This window comes from Rhizobium sp. L1K21, assembly GCF_024055895.1.
In the GTDB taxonomy this organism is placed as follows: domain Bacteria; phylum Pseudomonadota; class Alphaproteobacteria; order Rhizobiales; family Rhizobiaceae; genus Ensifer_A.
The window spans coordinates 384,598-403,129 of sequence record NZ_JAMXLE010000002.1; the positions used below are offsets into that span (position 1 = coordinate 384,598).

At 56.8% G+C, this 18,532-nt stretch carries 21 protein-coding genes and 1 other RNA gene; 10 read left to right on the top strand and 12 right to left on the bottom strand.

Features of this window, described 5'->3' with window-relative positions:
* The first annotated feature begins 25 nt into the window (after positions 1-25).
* The 3 genes from ffs (at position 26) to NHF56_RS14380 (ending at position 2,431) form a co-directional block, all read left to right on the top strand.
* Positions 26-122, top strand: an RNA gene (ffs, locus tag NHF56_RS14370) — signal recognition particle sRNA small type.
* Between the two features lie 71 nt (positions 123-193).
* Positions 194-2,077 carry a DNA polymerase III subunit gamma/tau gene (locus NHF56_RS14375; RefSeq protein ID WP_252805680.1) on the top strand — a complete coding sequence of 628 codons (1,884 nt, stop codon included), beginning with the start codon at positions 194-196 and terminating at the stop codon, positions 2,075-2,077.
* 30 nt (positions 2,078-2,107) lie between these two features.
* A complete protein-coding gene (locus NHF56_RS14380; RefSeq protein WP_252805682.1) occupies positions 2,108-2,431 on the top strand; it encodes a YbaB/EbfC family nucleoid-associated protein in 324 nt (107 codons plus the stop codon).
* A gap of 14 nt (positions 2,432-2,445) precedes the next feature.
* Here NHF56_RS14380 and NHF56_RS14385 read toward each other — a convergent pair whose 3' ends face one another.
* Genes NHF56_RS14385 through lepA form a run of 3 tightly spaced genes read right to left on the bottom strand, consistent with a single transcriptional unit; the run spans position 2,446 to position 4,863 of the window.
* Positions 2,446-2,745, bottom strand: coding sequence for a CcdB family protein (locus NHF56_RS14385; RefSeq protein WP_252805684.1), 300 nt, complete (start codon positions 2,743-2,745; stop codon positions 2,446-2,448).
* A complete protein-coding gene (locus NHF56_RS14390) occupies positions 2,746-2,979 on the bottom strand; it encodes a type II toxin-antitoxin system CcdA family antitoxin (RefSeq protein WP_252805686.1) in 234 nt (77 codons plus the stop codon).
* A 57-nt stretch (positions 2,980-3,036) separates the two neighbouring features.
* A complete protein-coding gene (gene lepA / locus NHF56_RS14395; RefSeq protein ID WP_252805688.1) occupies positions 3,037-4,863 on the bottom strand; it encodes a translation elongation factor 4 in 1,827 nt (608 codons plus the stop codon).
* Positions 4,864-5,101: 238 nt separating this feature from the next.
* Between lepA and NHF56_RS14400 the strand changes: the two genes are divergently transcribed.
* Positions 5,102-5,596, top strand: a complete 495-nt coding sequence (locus NHF56_RS14400) for an acyl-CoA thioesterase (protein ID WP_252805690.1) — start codon at positions 5,102-5,104, stop codon at positions 5,594-5,596.
* 11 nt (positions 5,597-5,607) lie between these two features.
* On the opposite strand, the gene NHF56_RS14405 is transcribed toward NHF56_RS14400, so the two are convergent.
* Both NHF56_RS14405 and NHF56_RS14410 read right to left on the bottom strand, forming a co-directional pair.
* Positions 5,608-6,474 (bottom strand): carbon-nitrogen hydrolase family protein, encoded by an 867-nt coding sequence (locus NHF56_RS14405; RefSeq protein ID WP_252805692.1) that lies wholly within the window; start codon positions 6,472-6,474, stop codon positions 5,608-5,610.
* Positions 6,471-7,061, bottom strand: a complete 591-nt coding sequence (locus NHF56_RS14410; protein ID WP_252805694.1) for a GNAT family N-acetyltransferase — start codon at positions 7,059-7,061, stop codon at positions 6,471-6,473. The genes NHF56_RS14405 and NHF56_RS14410 overlap by 4 nt, the downstream gene beginning before the upstream one ends.
* Before the next feature lie 71 nt (positions 7,062-7,132).
* Here NHF56_RS14410 and NHF56_RS14415 point away from each other — a divergent pair, with 71 nt between their 5' ends.
* The 6 genes from NHF56_RS14415 to mbfA all read left to right on the top strand — a co-directional run bounded on the left by NHF56_RS14415 (position 7,133) and on the right by mbfA (position 11,817).
* Positions 7,133-7,534 carry a nuclear transport factor 2 family protein gene (locus NHF56_RS14415; protein WP_252805696.1) on the top strand — a complete coding sequence of 134 codons (402 nt, stop codon included), beginning with the start codon at positions 7,133-7,135 and terminating at the stop codon, positions 7,532-7,534.
* Between the two features lie 182 nt (positions 7,535-7,716).
* Positions 7,717-8,295: a helix-turn-helix domain-containing protein gene (locus NHF56_RS14420; RefSeq protein ID WP_252805698.1), complete on the top strand. Its 579-nt coding sequence runs from the start codon at positions 7,717-7,719 to the stop codon at positions 8,293-8,295.
* Positions 8,292-8,816, top strand: coding sequence for an N-acetyltransferase family protein (locus NHF56_RS14425; protein ID WP_373456319.1), 525 nt, complete (start codon positions 8,292-8,294; stop codon positions 8,814-8,816). The genes NHF56_RS14420 and NHF56_RS14425 overlap by 4 nt, the downstream gene beginning before the upstream one ends.
* 62 nt (positions 8,817-8,878) lie before the next feature.
* Positions 8,879-10,018 (top strand): DNA replication/repair protein RecF, encoded by a 1,140-nt coding sequence (recF, locus tag NHF56_RS14430; RefSeq protein WP_252805702.1) that lies wholly within the window; start codon positions 8,879-8,881, stop codon positions 10,016-10,018.
* Positions 10,019-10,783: a molybdopterin-synthase adenylyltransferase MoeB gene (locus NHF56_RS14435; protein WP_252805703.1), complete on the top strand. Its 765-nt coding sequence runs from the start codon at positions 10,019-10,021 to the stop codon at positions 10,781-10,783.
* 50 nt (positions 10,784-10,833) lie between these two features.
* Positions 10,834-11,817 (top strand): iron exporter MbfA, encoded by a 984-nt coding sequence (gene mbfA / locus NHF56_RS14440; RefSeq protein WP_252805704.1) that lies wholly within the window; start codon positions 10,834-10,836, stop codon positions 11,815-11,817.
* Positions 11,818-11,831: 14 nt separating this feature from the next.
* On the opposite strand, the gene NHF56_RS14445 is transcribed toward mbfA, so the two are convergent.
* The 7 genes from NHF56_RS14445 to NHF56_RS14475 form a co-directional block, all read right to left on the bottom strand.
* Positions 11,832-12,443, bottom strand: coding sequence for a transglutaminase-like cysteine peptidase (locus tag NHF56_RS14445; RefSeq protein ID WP_252805705.1), 612 nt, complete (start codon positions 12,441-12,443; stop codon positions 11,832-11,834).
* 159 nt (positions 12,444-12,602) lie between these two features.
* A complete protein-coding gene (locus NHF56_RS14450; protein ID WP_252805706.1) occupies positions 12,603-13,394 on the bottom strand; it encodes a carboxylesterase in 792 nt (263 codons plus the stop codon).
* A gap of 112 nt (positions 13,395-13,506) precedes the next feature.
* Entirely contained in the window at positions 13,507-13,929 is a 423-nt protein-coding gene (locus NHF56_RS14455; RefSeq protein ID WP_252805708.1) for a helix-turn-helix domain-containing protein, read from the bottom strand.
* Between the two features lie 159 nt (positions 13,930-14,088).
* Entirely contained in the window at positions 14,089-15,684 is a 1,596-nt protein-coding gene (gene lnt / locus NHF56_RS14460; RefSeq protein ID WP_252805711.1) for an apolipoprotein N-acyltransferase, read from the bottom strand.
* Positions 15,685-15,778: 94 nt separating this feature from the next.
* Positions 15,779-16,936: a hemolysin family protein gene (locus NHF56_RS14465; RefSeq protein ID WP_252805712.1), complete on the bottom strand. Its 1,158-nt coding sequence runs from the start codon at positions 16,934-16,936 to the stop codon at positions 15,779-15,781.
* Positions 16,937-16,947: 11 nt separating this feature from the next.
* Entirely contained in the window at positions 16,948-17,466 is a 519-nt protein-coding gene (gene ybeY / locus NHF56_RS14470; protein WP_252805714.1) for an rRNA maturation RNase YbeY, read from the bottom strand.
* Complete coding sequence (locus NHF56_RS14475) at positions 17,453-18,499, bottom strand: PhoH family protein (protein WP_252805949.1); 1,047 nt, start codon at positions 18,497-18,499, stop codon at positions 17,453-17,455. Before NHF56_RS14475 ends, ybeY begins: the two co-directional genes overlap by 14 nt.
* Between the last annotated feature and the right edge of the window lie 33 nt (positions 18,500-18,532).

Genomic DNA, 18,532 nt, shown 5'->3' on the forward strand with positions numbered 1-18,532 from the left:
CGGAAGATTGACGATATGTGGGGCGGGAGGCTGGTGGTGGACGGACCACTCGCCAACCGGGTCAGGTCCGGAAGGAAGCAGCCCTAACGAGTTCGGCACGGGTCATCGTGCCGGCCTCCCACCCTTTTGAATTTCTCCGGATGCCCGGTTACAGGCTTATTGTCCGGCAGCCCGGACAGTTGACCGGCGGGCAATGAGCACAGAAGACCCCAGAAGCACCAACAAAGACGAGGCCTCCACCGGCTACCGGGTGCTTGCGCGCAAATATCGCCCCAAGGACTTCAACGATCTGATGGTCGGCCAGGAGCCGATGGTCAAAACGCTGACCAATGCGTTTGAGACCGGCCGCATTGCCCAAGCCTATATGCTGACAGGTGTTCGCGGCGTGGGCAAAACCACGACCGCGCGTATTCTGGCGCGGGCGCTCAATTACAAGACACCCACCATTGACAAGCCGACGATTGACCTGAAAGAGCCGGGCGAACATTGCCAGGCCATCATGGATGGCCGTCATGTCGATGTGATCGAGATGGACGCCGCCTCTCACACGGGTATCGACGATATTCGCGAGATCATCGAGCAGGTGCGTTATCGCCCGGTTTCGGCACGGTATAAAGTCTATATCATCGACGAAGTGCACATGCTTTCCACACAGGCCTTCAATGGCCTGTTGAAGACGCTTGAAGAGCCGCCGGAGCATGTGAAGTTCATTTTTGCGACGACGGAAATCCGAAAAGTTCCGATCACTGTTCTTTCGCGTTGCCAGCGTTTTGACCTGCGCCGTATTTCAGCCTCCGATCTGGTGGGCCTCTTCTCCACCATTGCCGGCAAGGAAGGCATTGAGGCCGAGCCGGAAGCGCTTTCGATGATTGCGCGCGCGGCGGAAGGCTCTGCCCGCGATGGCCTGTCGCTGATGGATCAGGCGATTGCCCATGGCGCAGGTGTGATTGAAGCCGAGACCGTGCGCACGATGCTTGGCCTTGCCGACCGTGCCCGTGTCACCGACCTCTTCGGTCTCTTGGTGAAGGGCGATGGCGCCGGTGCGCTGGACGAATTCGAAAGCCAGTATGCAGCCGGTGCCAACCCGGTGGCGGTGCTCAACGATCTTGCCGACTTCACCCACCTCGTCACGCGGATCAAATATATCCCGGAAGCTGCAGACGATCCGGCGATCAGCGAAGCGGAACGCACAAAGGGTGCGGAGTTTGCCAATTCCGTGGCCGTGACAACACTTTCGCGTATCTGGCAGATGCTCTTGAAAGGCATTCCGGAAACGGAAACCTCATCGCGCCCGGCCAGTGCCGCAGAAATGGTCCTGATCCGCATTGCCCATGCATCGAGCCTGCCTTCGCCAGAAGATGCAGCGCGGCGGGTGGCCGAACTGGCGGACGGTGCGCCTGCAGCACCTGCGCCAAATCGCCCCTCAGCCCCCAATGGCGGCGCGCAGGCTTATGCGGTCAACGGAACGACCGGTGTTTCAACAAACGCTATGGGAGCCCCTGCCCCGACCAATGCACCCAAGGCCATGCTGCGCAGCGTGCCGAAGCCGGAAGCTTCGCCCGAGCAGGACGCCAAATTGGAAATGGGCAAGGCAGACGCACAGCCTGCGCCTGAACCTTTGGTGCCGGTGCGTTCTCTGGAAGATATTGCCGATCTCTGCTCAAAAAACCGAGATCCGAAGCTGAAAGCACAGTTGCGTCAGTTCGTGCATCTGGTGAAGTTGGAGCCGGGAAAGCTCGAAATTTCGCTCGCCAAAGACTCGCCGCGATCTCTCGTCAACGACCTGAAGAGCAGGTTGGAAGACTGGACGGGCATAAAATGGTGGGTGACCTTAAGCCGCGAAAGCGGCGCGCCGACGCTGGCACAGGCCGAAGCCACCGAACGCGAAAACAACATCGTGGACGCGAAGGCTGATCCGGATGTGGCTGCGATCCTGGAAAAATTTCCGGGGGCGAAAATCATGGACGTGCGTATCAACCGACGCGACGCTTTGCCGGACACTGAGGAGGCGCCGATGCCGTCTGCCGTGGAATCCGACGAGGGCGACATTCTGCCCGGCGACGATATCGATTTTTGACAATAACAACGGAAGCTTTGGGAGCGATCAATGCGTGACATCATGGGCATGATGGGCAAGGTCAAGGAAATGCAGGCCAAGATGGAAGAGGTCCAGGCCGAAATCCAGGCCATGGATATCGTCGGCACCTCCGGCGGCGGTTTGGTGACTGTGCACCTCAACGGCAAGGGCGTTCTCACCTCGCTCAAGATCGATCCCTCGCTTTTCAAGGAAGACGATGTAGAAATTCTCGAAGACCTGATCGTGGCCGCCCACAAGGACGCCAAAGACAAGGGCGAAGTGGAAGCACAGGCCAAGATGTCCGAACTGACAGCGGGGCTGCCGCTGCCTCCGGGGATGAAGTTCCCGTTTTGAGAGACGAGGTGCTCTCAAAAGCCCTGAAACAGAAAATCGACGGCTGAAACAATTTTATCCTGTTTGTCGGCGAGGTTGGCAAGCTCCTCGCCGATTAACGAGGTTGCCACAGCCGACATGAGGTGCGTCGCCATCACGAGAGTCTCACCATCGATTTCGAATTTGGGATTAAGCCTGACCATTTGAACCGGCAACTCGCGTTCCGGCAATAAAGGTGCGACCACGCGCGTAGAAAGCCCGTCTACCAACCCGGATTGCAAATCGAGAACTGCTATTCCCGTTGTCTTGAGCCGATAAACCCGGAAGCGCGCCATTCAGAATGTTCGGAGGTGTTCAAGCGGAAGTCCGTTGCGTTCAACGTAATCATTGGCGCATTGAATAGCCTTGGCATTTTCAAGCTTCCAAAGACGCTCGCGTTCTGCCTTTATTTCGGCAGACAGACCCCGTTCTGCAGCGCGTGAGACATTAATTCCCAGCGCTTTGGCTTCTGCAATCAGTTTGCGGTCTAATGTAAGATTGGTCGATTTGCGTTCAGACGTCGTCGCCATTAGCGCCTCCATTTAATGCGCATATCATATGCGCATTGATCGAAAGGCGCAATCTGCTCAATCCCCGTCCATCTTCAGCGCCGCAATAAAGGCTTCCTGCGGGATTTCCACCTTGCCGAACTGGCGCATGCGCTTTTTGCCTTCTTTCTGTTTTTCCAGAAGTTTGCGCTTGCGGGTGGCGTCGCCGCCGTAGCATTTCGCAGTCACGTCCTTGCGCAGTGCGCGGACGGTTTCGCGGGCAATCACCTTGCCGCCGATGGCGGCCTGGATCGGCACCTGGAACATGTGCGGCGGGATGAGTTCTTTCAGCTTCTCGCACATGGCACGGCCGCGACGATCCGCGGCAGAGCGGTGGACCAGAATGGAAAGCGCATCGACCGGGTCGCTGTTGACCAGAATGTTGAGCTTGACGAGATCGCCGGCGCGGTAATCCGCCAGCTGGTAATCGAAGGAGGCATAGCCCTTGGAGATCGATTTCAGACGGTCGTAGAAGTCGAAGACCACTTCGTTGAGCGGCAGTTCATAAGACACCATCGCGCGGCTGCCGACATAGGACAGATCGGTCTGGATGCCGCGGCGATCCTGGCAGAGCTTGAGGATCGAGCCGAGATATTCATCCGGCGTCATGATGGTTGCCTTGATCCAGGGCTCGCGGATTTCGCTGATTTTCACGACATCGGGCATGTCGGCCGGATTGTGCAATTCCTTTTCGGTGCCGTCGGTCAGAGACATCTGGTAGACCACAGACGGCGCTGTGGCGACGAGATCGAGGTTGAATTCGCGCTCCAGACGCTCCTGAATGATTTCCAGGTGCAAAAGGCCGAGGAAGCCGCAGCGGAAACCGAAGCCAAGCGCGGCGGAGCTTTCCATTTCGAACGAGAAGGACGCATCGTTGAGGCGCAGCTTACCCATGGCAGCGCGCAGGTCTTCAAAATCTGCCGCATCGACGGGAAAGAGACCGCAGAACACCACCGGCTGCGCCGGCTTGAAGCCAGGCAGCATCTTGGCGGTGGGGCGCTTGTCTTCCGTGATCGTGTCACCGACGCGCGTATCAGCCACTTCCTTGATGGAGGCGGTGATGAAGCCGATTTCGCCGGGACCGAGTTCTTCTACAGTCACCATCTTGGGGGTGATAATGCCGACGCGGTCCACGGGGTATTTCGCGCCCGTGCCCATCATGCGAACGGTCATGCCCTTCTTGAGCTTACCGTCGAGAATGCGCACGAGAACGATCACGCCAAGATACGTGTCGTACCAGCTGTCGACGAGAAGCGCCTTCAGCGGTGCATTTTCGCCAAGCTCGCTTTTCGGTGCCGGCAGTTTGTGGACGATGGCTTCGAGAACGTCGTCAATGCCGAGGCCAGTCTTGGCCGAAATCATCACGGCTTCTGACGCGTCGATGCCGATCACGTCCTCAATCTGTTCCTTCACGCGATCAGGTTCGGCGGCGGGCAAGTCGATCTTGTTCAGAACCGTCACGATTTCGTGGTCGTTGTCGATGGCCTGATAAACGTTGGCGAGCGTTTGCGCTTCCACACCCTGCGAGGCGTCTACCACCAGAAGCGAACCTTCGCAGGCTGACAGCGAGCGCGACACTTCATAGGTAAAATCGACGTGGCCGGGCGTGTCGATGAGGTTCAGCACATAGGTCTCGCCATCTTTTGCGTGATAGTGCAGGCGCACTGTCTGGGCCTTGATGGTGATGCCGCGTTCGCGCTCGATATCCATGCTGTCGAGCACCTGCTCGGACATTTCGCGCTCTGCCAGGCCACCGCACTTCTGGATCAGGCGGTCTGCAAGCGTTGATTTGCCATGGTCGATATGCGCGACGATGGAAAAGTTGCGGATATGGTCAAGCTGGGTGCTGGTAGAATCTGTGCTCATGGGTGGCGCATATAGCAGCGGTCACGGCTTCCGCATAGTGAAAAAGAAGCGTTTGAGCCCTGCAAACTCGAGAAATGCAGGGCATTGGCCTGTCTGAAGCCATCCGAGGCAAAACGGCACCCTGTTCAACTTTATTTTTGCGATATGCCAGAAAGTTGCGTTCGCTTGCGCAATCTACATAGTATGTATTTGCCGACCAAATGCACGTTGCAAAACACCAAGCTCAGAAAGACGCCTGATGGACGACAGCTTTGACCCCAGCCAGCTAGAAATGGTTGTTTTGATGACACCGGATATGGCCAACTTTTCCGGGAAGGTGCACGGCGGCGCGCTTTTGAACCTGCTCGATCGGGTGGCCTTTTCGTGTGCCTCGCGCTTTTCGAAGCAATATGCCGTTACGCTGTCGGTCGATCAGGTCGTCTTTCGCCAGCCCATTCATGTTGGGGAACTGGTGACTTTCCGGGCATCGGTGAATTATGCCGGGCGGACATCCATGGAAATCGGCATACGGGTTGAGGCTGAAAACATTCGCTCTGGCGAGCGCCGCCACACCAATTCCTGTTATTTCACCATGGTTGCGGTTGATGCGGCCGGAAAGCCAATCCCGGTCCCTTCGCTTCGTACCGACACGGCGGACAAAAAGCGCCGCCTACGGGCTGCGGAAGTTCGGCGAGAGTTGCGGCGCGAATTTGAGGCGCGTTTCCATGCCGCCCGCAGCAGCGAGCCAATCTGATGAAATGAATCTCAGACGCCGAATTGATCGGGCCAGTCGCGCCGGGTGACCACCTGGCCCTCGGTTCTCAGCCTGATGACTTCGGCCATATCGATTTCCGTGATGAGCCAATTGCTTTTCAAAGTATGATCCGTCGGGCTTTCTGCGTAAACGCCACTCGGCGGCATGCCGTAATCTGAAGGAACATAAAGCGCGGCGCGTCCCTTGTTTTCATCGACGGCGGGAGACCATGGCGCGTCGCCTGCTGTCGGTGAGACCAGCACGGCAATCTGATTTTCCAGCGCACGGGCCTGAGCACCGATGCGCACGCGATAAGCGCCGGCCAGCGTGTCCGTGGCGCTTGGGCCGAGGATCAAATCGACGTCCCTTTCCGCAAGGCTGCGGGCCAGCATGGGAAATTCATTGTCGTAACAAATGAGAATACCCAGCTTGCCGAGCGGCGTCTCAAACACCTTCAACCCGTCGGCACTGCCGGCGATGTCCCACTGTTCCCGCTCGAAGCGGGTCATCATGATCTTGTCCTGATAGCCGATCAGCCCGTCGCGGCCATAAAGAAAGGCGCGGTTGCGGTATTTGCCATCGTCACACATGACGGGCGCCGAGCCCGGGCAGAATGTGATGTTGAAATTGCGGGCAAGCTCGCTCGACAGTTCCAGCCAGGCGGGAAGCAGGTCCTGCAGGCCGGCAATGGAGGCATGAAGATCGCTACGTATCTCCGGCGCGAGCTGGCCGGTCAGCGCCATGGCGGAATATTCCGGGAGCAGCAGCAATTCAGCGCCCTTTTCCGCTGCTTCGCGGACAAGCCGCGTCAGATGGTCCGCATAGGTTTCCGGCGTCTCAATGAGTTCGAAAGCGTATTGGCAAGCGGCAATTTTCATGGGTCGAGCTCCCTGATCCAGAATGACAGCGGCTTGGGGCTTTGTGCCGCCTCGTCCAGATCCTGCCATGTAAAGGTAGTGCGTAGGTTGGGGTAATGTTTGTATCCGCGCTTTGTCCAGAAGCGGTCGAGCGGCACATAGTCGTCGGGCTGACGCGGATGGTCAAGGGGCCGCTCGACGGCACAGAAGGTGCAGGTCAGCAGCCCCAGTTTGCGCGCGTGTGCTTCACGTTCTTCAAAATAGCGGACACCGATACCATGACCGCGATATTGTGGCAGCAGGACACTCTCGCCGAAATAAAATATCTTCGAAGGATCATAGCCAGCTGCCAGGAACGGCGCTTTCACCTCATCCGTTTCATCGGCCATCGGCATACCGGTCGAAGCGCCAATCACCTTGTCTCCATCGAACGCCAAAACAAAGACAGCGCCTTCAGAGCGGGCATAGGTTGATAGATAGTTCCTCTCATAAGTCTCACTACCTTCATAGAGGTAGGGAAAGGCACGAAACACCGTGATGCGCAGACGCGCGAGGTCATCAAAATAGGGCGCTGCGGCGCGATTGGGAAAAGATTTGACCGTAATCATCAGTGGGCATTTTCCAATAGTCTGATAGCTGGTTATATCCATGACAACATGATTCACAATCGGAGAAATGCATGAAAGCCGCCGACATTATCGCTGCCTATTACGACGCCTTCAACCGCCAGGATATGGAGACTTTCCTCTCCTTGCTGACAGACGACGTAGCCCACGACATCAATCAGGGCGAACGCCAGAGCGGCAAGGAGGCTTTTGCAGGCTTCATGGAACATATGAACCGCTGCTACAAGGAAAACCTGACCGATATGGTGATCATGGCCAGCGACGATGGCAGCCGCGCCTCTGCTGAATTTACCGTCAATGGCGAATATCTGACGACGGACGAAGGACTTCCCGAAGCCAACGGACAAAAATATGTTCTACCAGCAGGCGCATTTTTCGAACTGCGGGACGGCAAGGTTGCCCGTGTTACCAATTATTACAATTTGAACGACTGGATCGCTCAGGTTGGCGGTTAAGCTTATATTCCAACTGAATTAAAGCAGATTAATCTAATTTCGATTAAGCTGCTTTAAACGGCCTATATGTTGCGGATGTCGACTACGTTTCCGGCAATCTGGATGCGTTTTCGGCACGGCATATTCGCACGATAAAAGCCACCCCCCTTGACTCCATTATAAGAGATTGCAATTCTCTTATAATGGAGAACTCGATTGAAACACTTGAAGCGCGCATTGGCGACGACCTCAAGACATTGCGAACCGCCAAGGGTCTGACGATCGATCAGCTTGCAGCGGAGTCAGGCGTCTCACGCGCGATGATTTCGCGCGTTGAGCGAGGCGAAGCCAATCCGACTGCCGTTTTGCTGGCAAGGCTTCTTGGTCCCCTCGGACAGTCGCTCTCCGACTTTTTTGCACTCGCGGACACGAAACAGAATGTCACGCCATTGCGGCGGCGTGGCGAGCAAGGCGCGTGGCGCGATCCGCAGACAGGTTATCTACGACGTTCTGTTTCCCCAAATGGGTTCAACACCGGCGTGGATATTATCGAGGTTGAATTGCCGGGGAAAGCGCGCGTCTCTTACGATCCTTTGCCGACAATCCACAATCAATCGCAGTATGTCTGGCTTTTCGAGGGTGCGCTGGAGATGGACGCCAATGGGCAGACCCATCAGATGGCGGCTGGCGACTGCCTGTTTATGACGCTCAACCAGCGTCACGTTTTCCACAACCCCGCGGATCACCCCTGCCGCTATGCCGTGATCTTGAAGAAGAGCTGACCATGATTGAAATCCTGCAACTTGAAGAAGCCGCAACCCTGGCTGCAATCGATGAATTGAGTTCGCTTTTTTCGCAATGCGTGGACGGCGGGGCGTCGATGGGCTTCATGGCACCGTTTCCGCCGGAACAAGCCGCAGTCTACTGGTTTGAAGTTGCAAAATCGGTCGGAAGAAACGACCTCATTCTTCTTGTCGCCCGTCTGAATGGCCGCATTGAGGGTACAGTTCAGTTGGGTATTGCCACACCGCCAAACCAGCCGCACCGTGCCGACATCAAGAAGCTGATGGTCAGCCCTGCGGCCCGCGGACACGGCCTATCCCGCGCGTTGATGGATGCCGCAGAAACCACCGCGCTCAAAGCAGGCCGGAGCCTTCTGGTTCTTGACACGGCGACAGGCGAACCGGCGGAAAAGATCTATGAACATTTGGGTTGGGTTCGGTCGGGGACGATCCCCAACTATGCGCTTTTTCCCGATGGGCGCTTCTGCGATACCACCATTTTCTACAAGCAACTGGCCTAGACGGTGCGAGGCTGGTATCGAAGGCACTGAGCGGGAATCAATCCGCTGCGAAGACGTTTTGAATGCCTGAGAAAGTCACCGTCACCCGTTTGAAGCTTACCGATTTCCGCAATTATGCGGAACTTGCGCTGGATCTTGATGGGCAGCATGTCGTGCTGACGGGAGATAACGGTTCCGGCAAGACCAATCTCATGGAAGCCGTCTCGCTTCTGTCGCCCGGTCGTGGCCTGCGGCGCGCGGCTTATGCAGATGTTGTGCGCAAGGACGCGGAAAACGGATTTACAGTTTTTGCCGCGCTTGACGGCATGGCCGGAGAAGCATCAATCGGCACCGGCGTCGATGGACCAGGGGATGAGGCGGCAAACCGGCGGCTTCGCATCAATGGCATTGCAGCGCGGGCCATTGATGAACTTTCCGACCATGTGCGGGTGCTCTGGCTGACACCATCAATGGATGGCTTGTTTACCGGGGGCGCGTCAGACCGGCGGCGGTTTCTGGATCGCCTTGTGCTCTCGATCGATCCCGCGCATGGGCGGCGGGTGACGGATTTCGAGCGAGCCATGCGCGGGCGGAATAAGCTCCTGTCAGAGCCCGGGTGGGACGCGGCCTGGCTCGCAGCCCTTGAAGAACAGATGGCGAGTCTCGGCGTTGCCCTTCACATGGCACGTCAGGAGATGATCGGCTTGCTCACCGGTCTGGTTGAGCATGGGGAGCCGGCTGTTGCCTTTCCCGTGCCGCTTTTGGGGCTCGCCGGCTTTCTCGACGGGGCGTGGGGCCGACCGGCCGGCGACATCGAAGATCATTATCGTGACATTCTCCGACAAACACGCGGGCGCGATGCGGCGGCAGGCCGTGCGCTCGACGGCCCCCACCGCGCTGATCTTCTTATCCGTCACCGGGCCAAGGATATTGAAGCTGCCCGATGTTCAACCGGCGAACAGAAAGCCCTGCTTGTCGGGCTTGTTCTGGCGCATGCCCGGCTGACGGCTCGCCTGACAGGATTTGCACCACTATTGTTGCTGGACGAAATTGCCGCTCACCTGGATGAGCATCGTCGCGCAGTCCTGTTCGATCTCGTCGATGCACTGGGTGGACAAGCCTTCATGACCGGCACGGATGCGTCTATGTTCGCAAGCCTCGGTGATCGGGCGCAATTCTTCACCGTTCATAATGGCAGTGTGCGCGAAAGGGAGGCTGAATAGATGAGCAGCGATGGCGATAAACTTTCAAGCGACGAAATTTCTCGCTATGCGCGGCATATCGTGCTCGCCGAGATCGGCGGCCCTGGCCAGCAGAAGTTGAAGAATTCCAAAGTTCTGGTGATCGGTGCAGGGGGACTCGGTGCGCCTGTGCTGCAATATCTCGCCGCAGCAGGCGTCGGCACCATCGGCATTATTGATGATGATACTGTGTCGCTCTCCAACCTCCAGAGGCAGGTGATCCACCGAACAGCAGATATTGGCCTTGCCAAAACGGAAAGCGCTATTGCAGCAATCCAGGAGATCAATCCGCATGTCAAAACGGTCAGCCACGACGAGAGGCTGACGGCGGATAATGCCGAACATATCATTGCAGGCTATGATATTCTCATTGATGGTTCCGATAATTTTGACACGCGCTACCTGGCCGCCGACACGGCGGAGCGGGCGAAGGTTCCGCTTGTGACTGGAGCGGTAGGCCGCTTTGACGGTTCAGTAACCGTGCTTACCCCTTATGAGACCGGCCCCGACGGCGAGTTGCTGCCTGGATATCGCGACCTCTTTCCAGAGCCGCCTCCGGCAGGCATGGTGCCGACCTGCGTGGAAGCCGGAGTGGTTGGCGCGCTCACGGGTGTCATCGGCACGCTCATGGCCATGGAAGTGATCAAACTGATCACCGGCAGCGGTGAGCCACTGATCGGGCGGCTTCTGCTTTATGACGGGCTGTCGGCCCGTTTCGATACGATTCGCTACAAAAGACCGCATTGACGCCAGAGCTGCCACGCGTTATTTAGAATTATTCTAATCTGGATTTTGCGATGTTTTCTCGTTTTTTTGGCAGTTCGAAACGTTCCTTCACCTCCCTTTCCGAACAGGAAATCCTGGCGCTCGCCATCTCTTCGGAAGAAGATGATGCACGCATCTATCTGGCCTATGCCGATAAGCTGCGTGACCAATATCCTCAGTCTGCAAAAGTGTTTGAGGATATGGCAGACGTGGAAAACACCCATCGCAGGATGCTGATCGACATGCATACTGCGCGTTTTGGCGACCGCATTCCACTGATCCGGCGTGAACATGTCAGTGGCTTCTATCAGCGAAAGCCGGATTGGCTGGCCAGCACGATTTCACCGGAAGATATGGCCGCCGAAGCCGAGAACATGGAGGCCGGCGCCTACCGCTTCTACATGGAAGCCATCAAACAGGTCAGCGATGCTGACACGCGCAAGCTGCTCGGCGACCTGGCGCTCGCAGAACAAGGCCACGAAGACGTGGCGCGCATGCTGGATGAAAAACACCGACCTGAATCGGTGAAAAGCGACGAGGCGGAAACGGCGCGGCGGCAGTTCATTCTGACCTATGTTCAGCCGGGTCTTGCTGGTCTTATGGACGGGTCCGTTTCAACGCTTGCGCCCATCTTTGCGGCCGCCTTTGCCACACAAGATACATGGCAAACCTTTCTTGTCGGCCTTTCGGCCTCCGTGGGTGCCGGCATTTCGATGGGTTTCACTGAAGCGGCTCATGATGACGGCAAGCTGTCGGGGCGCGGTTCACCCGTCAAGCGTGGACTGGCTTCAGGCATCATGACGGCATTGGGCGGGCTCGGCCATGCCCTGCCCTACCTCATTCCACATTTCATGACAGCGACTGTCACCGCAATTGCAGTGGTCTTTTTCGAACTTTGGGCAATCGCCTTCATTCAGAACAAGTATATGGAGACGCCATTCCTCAGAGCTGCGTTCCAGGTCGTACTTGGGGGTGGACTGGTCCTGGCTGCGGGCATACTCATTGGAAATGCCTGAGCCAAAGGCCGGGCTTATTTGCGCAAAGCGCCAACCACCACGTCCTGGCCATTCTCGATCGTAACCCAACGACCGGCATTGGTCACGGATTGGCGCTTGAGGTAGTGATAGGGCGTATCCGTCCAGATTTTCACCTGATTGTCTAGGTTGTCCAGAATATAGTCGCCGTCAGCAGTACGCACGGTCAAAACCGCATGCCCCTCGCCGTCCGGTTTGCGCACAACAGTAATCAGGAGATCGTTTTCAGGTATGCCCTTGGCGATCAGTTCGCGCCGCTTTTCGAGAACAAAGTCTTCGCAATCGCCCGCATCCACCGGATATTCCCAAACCTCGTCGCGGCCATAAAGCTGCTGGTCGGTCATCGGCACGATCCTGCGGTTCACGGCAAGATTGACCTCGCGGATCAATTGCCAGCCGTAGGATGTCAGTCTTGGCGGAGCGGTATCCTGCGCCTTTTCGGCACAATCGGCCTTGTGTACCTGGCAAAACTCGTAATGGCCGATCGGTTGCGAGGTCGTGCTGCCCGTCTGCATGGCGAGGGGTGTCGTGGCGTTGGCCACGGCTGAAGGGGCGACACCAAGCAGAAGCGCCGAAACTGTGGCCGCTATGCGGTATCTGAACGCCATGGGAACCTCGTTAAAAACTTAACAAAGAGTTAAGAACCTAACGGGCTGTGAGTCAACATTAAGAACCTGTTAAACCAAAACCGCGCGCAATCATGGTTAAGATCGGTTCAGGGCGGTGTGCCAGGGGAATGCGCAGCATTTTGCAGGTTGGGCCTCCGATCACGCGGTCAGAAGGCCCTCTGCTGCGCGTTTCAACAGCGCGATATCCTGAGCCCGCGACAAGCGGTGGTCTCCGTCCCGGACCATCGTCAGCACGACATCGTCTGCGGGGAGATGGTCCAGCAGCTTTAGAGCATGCGTATAGGGCACATCCGGATCTTGCATTCCCTGCACTATGTGGACCGCACAACCGGTATCAATGATGCCGCTGAGCACCAGATTCTGCTTCCCGTCCTCCATCAAAAGCCGGGTGTAGATGTTGGGTTCATCCGAATATTGTGAAGGCTCCTCGAAATAGCCTCTTGCTGCCATGCTGTCGCGCTCTTTATCCGTCAATTCGGGCTCCATCAGCTCTTGGGTAAAATCAGGAGCCGGGGCGATCAGCAACATACCGACAACCTTCTGAGGGCCTCCCGCTTTAAGAAGTTCCTGAAGCGCACGAAGGGCGATCCACCCCCCCATGGAGGAGCCAACGAGAACCAATCGTTCAGCGCCAACTTGGCGGATGACCGCCAGCGCGTCCTCCAGCCAGCGCGAAATGCAGCCATCCATAAAGTCGCCGCCGCTTTCTCCATGGCCTGAATAGTCGAGCCGGAGGCAGCCTGCACCAAGTGACTTTGCGTGCGCTTCAAGTTCCACGGCCTTTGTGCCTCGCATGTCGGAGCGGTATCCGCCGAGCCAGACGAGCTGCGGCAGCTTACTGCCCGGTGCAGGTTCTGCAATCCGGTAGGCGATTTCACGCGCGTCAGTACCGGCGCCAACTTTGATGAATTGCGGGGTTTCTACGGTCATGATGTATCCTCTCAACTCTCTCACCTGGGTGGTAAAACAAAATCGAGATCGGACCAAACAAAAACCCCGGCCGAGGCCAGGGTTTTTCGAGAGGCTCAAAAACCGAGCACGCTTATTCGCTGTCACTTTCGGCGGCCAACGCCTTGACCAGTTCAACGATCTTGCGGCGCACCTTGGAGTCGGAAATCTGCACGAAAGCGCGGTTCAATTGGAGACCCTCTGAAGAGGAAAGAAAGTCGACCACATAGTTTGAGCTGTTGGCCTCGGACATGCCATTCGGATCGCCAGAACCGGCCTCACCGGGCGCGTCTTCGAAGAAGAAGGAAACCGGCACGTTGAGAACATTGGAGATATTCTGCAAACGGCTCGCGCCAACGCGGTTGGTGCCCTTTTCATACTTCTGAATCTGCTGAAATGTGATGCCCAGGCTTTCTCCGAGTTTCTCCTGACTCATTCCCAGCATCGTTCTGCGGAGCCGAATTCTACTCCCAACATGTATATCAATCGGGTTCGGCTTTTTCTTATTTACGACCATCTGTTTTCCTGACTACGAGTTTGCAACGCACAAGCATCCGCGAAAAGGCACACATTACGATGTCTTTATTGAACGTAACGTTGTATCTCACTGCACGTAAAGCATGCGAAACACTCCGGGTTGCTTCGTTAAGTACTATGCATTTTTAGGGTTTTTAGGTCAATTATAATCGGAAACAAAACTAAAACGTGAGAAACTTGCAGCAATTAAACTTATTACGCACAACAACCAAAAGTTAATATTTCGCGCACTCTTGCTCCAAGTTGCAACACTCCCAAACCTCAAGGTTGCATCCACCACACCTTTTGTTTGCAATCCAGCGCCAGAAATAATTCTTCCTTGTGGATCAATTATGGCGGAAATCCCGCTGTCAGCCGCACGGATCATGGGTTTTCCCACTTCGACGGCGGTAATTCTGGCAGCCTGAAAGTGCTGATAAGGTCCTGGCGTGTAGCCGAACCATGTGTCGTTCGTAACATTCAGTAGAACATCTGCCGCCGTCTCGCCTTCCTCATCAATTTCAGTGGGAAAAATCGCCTCGTAGCAGATGAGTGGGTAGACGCTGCCGATACCCGGAAGAGTGAGGACAGTGTGTCTTGTTGCCGCAGAGTAGCCTCCGCTGGCATTGGCTGCGATCGTTTCGAGCCCGATATTCTTTAAGAAATCTTCAAACGGAAGATATTCTCCGAACGGGACCAGATGCACCTTGTCAGCGGCGCCGATAATTTCACCATCACTGCCGAATGCATAGACGGAATTGTAATATCGGTGTGGCGTACCGGGCGCACTGTCTTCCGCTCTCACGGCGCCGGCGACGAGAACTTGCCCGTCGCCGAGCATCTCATCAATGCGGGTGAAAGCAGACTGGTTCTGCGACAGGATAAAAGGGATTGAGGTTTCCGGCCAAACGATCAACTGCGGCGGCCTGTCGCCCGATTTGGGCGGCATCCCACCGAGTTTGATCAGGTCTTCAAAAAGCGCTGCACGCTCGGCATCAGAAATATCAGACTCAAGGCCGCTCATCGGTTGCACGATGCGCACGCTGACCTCTTTTGCGTCGGCATCGGGTGCTTTTCCGAGCATCCAGAAGCCGTAGCCGAGATCGGCAACAATCAAGAGTGCCGCCAGGAGCAGACCGGGGACGGCTCCCCGCCGGGTACCCAGAAGAGCAGGAACGGAGAAGACGAAAACGGCGAGAATGTTCATTCCGGCGATGCCGAGGATATGGGCCGGCTGCATCAACAGCGGGACCGGCATTGCCGCATATCCGATTGCATTCCACGGAAAGCCGGTGAGCACGAAACTTCTCAACCACTCTGCCAGGCCAAAACCCAGTGCCAGAGCGGTAATACGGCCAGGGCCGTTACTCCACAGGAGGCGGGCCACGACCGTTGCCAAACCATAAAAGACGGCGAGAACAAACGGCAGACCCAATGACGCAAGTGGAATGGCCCAGGCAAATTCCGCCCCATCTTCGAGCAGCGCATTGCCCAGCCACCACAGGCCGGCTGCAAAATAGCCGAAGCCGAAGAGCCAACCTGTCAAAAAGGCCGGCCAGATGCGGGAGAACCATCCAGCATCGGGCTCGCTCGCAGTGCCGTCCATGATCCAGACAAGGAGCGTGAAAGCCACGAACATTGTTGCGAATATGTCGAATGGCGCCAGTGCCAAGGCACCAACTGCGCCGGCGCCCAATGTCAGCAGCGCCTTTCTGCCGCCCCAAAGGAGCATTACCTTGCCAGCGAGTTTTTCCATGGAAGCCCTTTTCCTGCCTGCGAATCAATTCAGCGCGGATGCGCTAAGAAAGCGGACAATCGGAAAACAAGGCAAGAGCCAGCCGGCGACGCGTCTATTTGGCCGAACTGTCCGCAGCGGCCTGACTACTGTTTTCAAGCCTCTTTTGTTGAGACATGGGCTCGGTTTCGCCTTCACTTTTGCTGGTTCTGCGCCGTGCAGCGGGACGGCGTCGGGTAATGCGCACGCGCTTGACCCGGCGCGGGTCGGCCTCAAGAATATGAAACTCGAAACCCGGCAAAGCATTGACCAACTCGCCACGCACGGGAATGCGACCAAGTGCGGAGAAGATCAGTCCGCCCAAAGTATCGACATCTTCAAGCTGCTCGCGGATATCAAAATCGGGGCCAATCGCCTCGGCCAGTTCCTCAAGCTCCACACGGGCGTCTGCCGTGTAGACGTCATCCGAGGTCTTGCGGAACATCAGTTCATCATCGTCGTGCTCGTCCCAGATGTCCCCGACAACCATCTCGACGATATCTTCATGTGAAACGAGTCCGTCTGTGCCGCCATATTCATCGATCACCAAAGCCATCTGGATTCGATCGGCCTGCATGAGTGCCATCAAATCCGCAGCATGCATGGAAGGCGGCACGAACAGAAGCTGACGCGTGATCCCGGCTTCGGCGATCGGTTTGGCCAGATCAGCTTTGCTGAGATCAAAGCCCGCGGTTCGTGCCGGGCGTGCTGTTTTGGGTTCTGCCTTTTCGCCATCTGGTCCTGCGGCGGCGCGTGGTGCACGTCGTTTTGCGCGCGCCTGTTTCATGACCCAGGACAATAGGTCACGGATATGCACCATGCCGCGCGGATCATCGAGCGTTTCGCAGTAAACCGGCATGCGCGACCGCCCGGTTTCTTCAAACAGCGACATCAGCTCACCCACGGATGTGGACTGCTCCACAGCATCAATATCGGCGCGCGGCACCATAACATCTTCCACCCGCACCTCGCGGAAACGCAGAATGTTATGCAACATCGCCCGCTCTGCGGGTGAAAAGCTTGTATTGCTTTCGGAGTCTGTGAGCAGCGCGTCAGCAATGTCGTCGCGCAGGCTGCTCCCGTTCGTCGGCCTCACAAGACGCAACAGCCGAGACCAGAAAGAGTTTCCGTTTCGCTGTGCGCCGGACGAACTTCCGGGCTCTTCACTACTCGAAGCCTTGGCTTCGTCTTTGCTTTCCGCCGCATCGCGCGGCACGGGTAAATTTTCGTTCATCGTTCCAAATTTCAGATCGGATCCGTATCCGCATACGGGTCAGATAGTCCAAGCGAGACCAAAATACCAGTCTCAAGCGCTTCCATAGTGACCGCATCGTCGTTTTCGATGTGATCGTAACCGAAAAGATGCAGGAATCCATGAACCAAAAGGTGGCTCAAATGTTCGTCGAATGGCTTTTCCAGCTCCGCCGCTTCTCTTTCAATCGTCTCACGTGCAAAAATGATGTCGCCCAGCATTGGCCCCGGTATTCCGCCCGGTTCGAGCGGGAACGCCGGAAATGACAGGACATTGGTCGGCTTGTCCTTGTCCCGCCATTCAGCGTTGATCGACTGAATGGTCGCGTCGTCGGTGAAGAGCAGCGACACCTCCGCCGGTTCATCAGGCATTGGCTGATCTTCCCGATCAGTCAACCAGTTTGCTGCCGCGACAAGCACGGGTGCGCTCATCTTCTCAAGCACGGCTTCATCGGGCCAGCCATCGGCTTCAACGCTGATTTGAATATCCAGCAATGTCTTAAGCGTCGCCATTCTCAGCGGCGTCTTCACTGCGCTCTTTATATTGCGCGTCATAGGCCCCGACGATCCGTCCAACCAGCGGATGGCGGACCACGTCGGCCTGTTGGAAACGGATCGTGGAAATGCCTTCGACGCCCTTGAGCACCTGCAGCGCCTCTACAAGACCGGACTTGGTACCGCGCGGAAGGTCGATCTGGCTCGGGTCGCCAGTTACGATCATGCGGGCATTCTCACCCAGGCGTGTCAGAAACATTTTCATCTGCATGGAGGTCGTGTTCTGCGCCTCGTCCAGAATGACCACGGCATTGGAAAGCGTTCGCCCGCGCATGAAGGCCAGCGGCGCAATCTCGATAACGCCGGCGGTCAATGCCCGCTCGACCTTATCGCCGGGGATCATGTCATAAAGCGCGTCATAGAGCGGCCGCAGATAGGGATCGACCTTCTCTTTCATGTCGCCGGGCAGAAAGCCCAGCCGCTCGCCCGCTTCAACGGCAGGGCGCGACAGAATGATGCGATCCACAGCGCCACGTTCCAAGAGCTGGGCCGCATAGGCAACAGCAAGATAGGTCTTGCCCGTACCTGCAGGACCGACACCGAAGACAAGTTCGGAGCGCTCCAGAGCGCGGATATAGGCATCCTGTGTCGGTGTGCGGGCTGCAATTGCCTTTTTGCGCGTCGAAATCTGCGCCATGGAAAGCTTGGCCTTGCGCTCCATCGTCGGCAAGGTCAACTGGTCGTCAGCGGCGACCGCCATGCGAATGGCACCCTCGACATCGGATATCTCGATCGTTCCGCCGCTCTGCAGCTTCTCGTAAAGATAGTCCAAGGCGCGACGGGCCTGATTGGTGGCCATCGTATCGCCGGTGATGGCGACAGAGTTACCCCGCGCGCGGGCGTCCACGTGCAGCTTTTCTTCCAGAAGCTTCAGATGCTCATCAAACTGACCAAAAAGGGCGCTGGCGTGTCGGTTATTCTCGAAGGTCAGCACGAAATGATTGTTATCCGGGTCTTCTGGACGGGATTGACGCTGGCGATGCGTTACCATTTCGTGTGTGTTCAAGCGGTCAGCTCCGGGTTT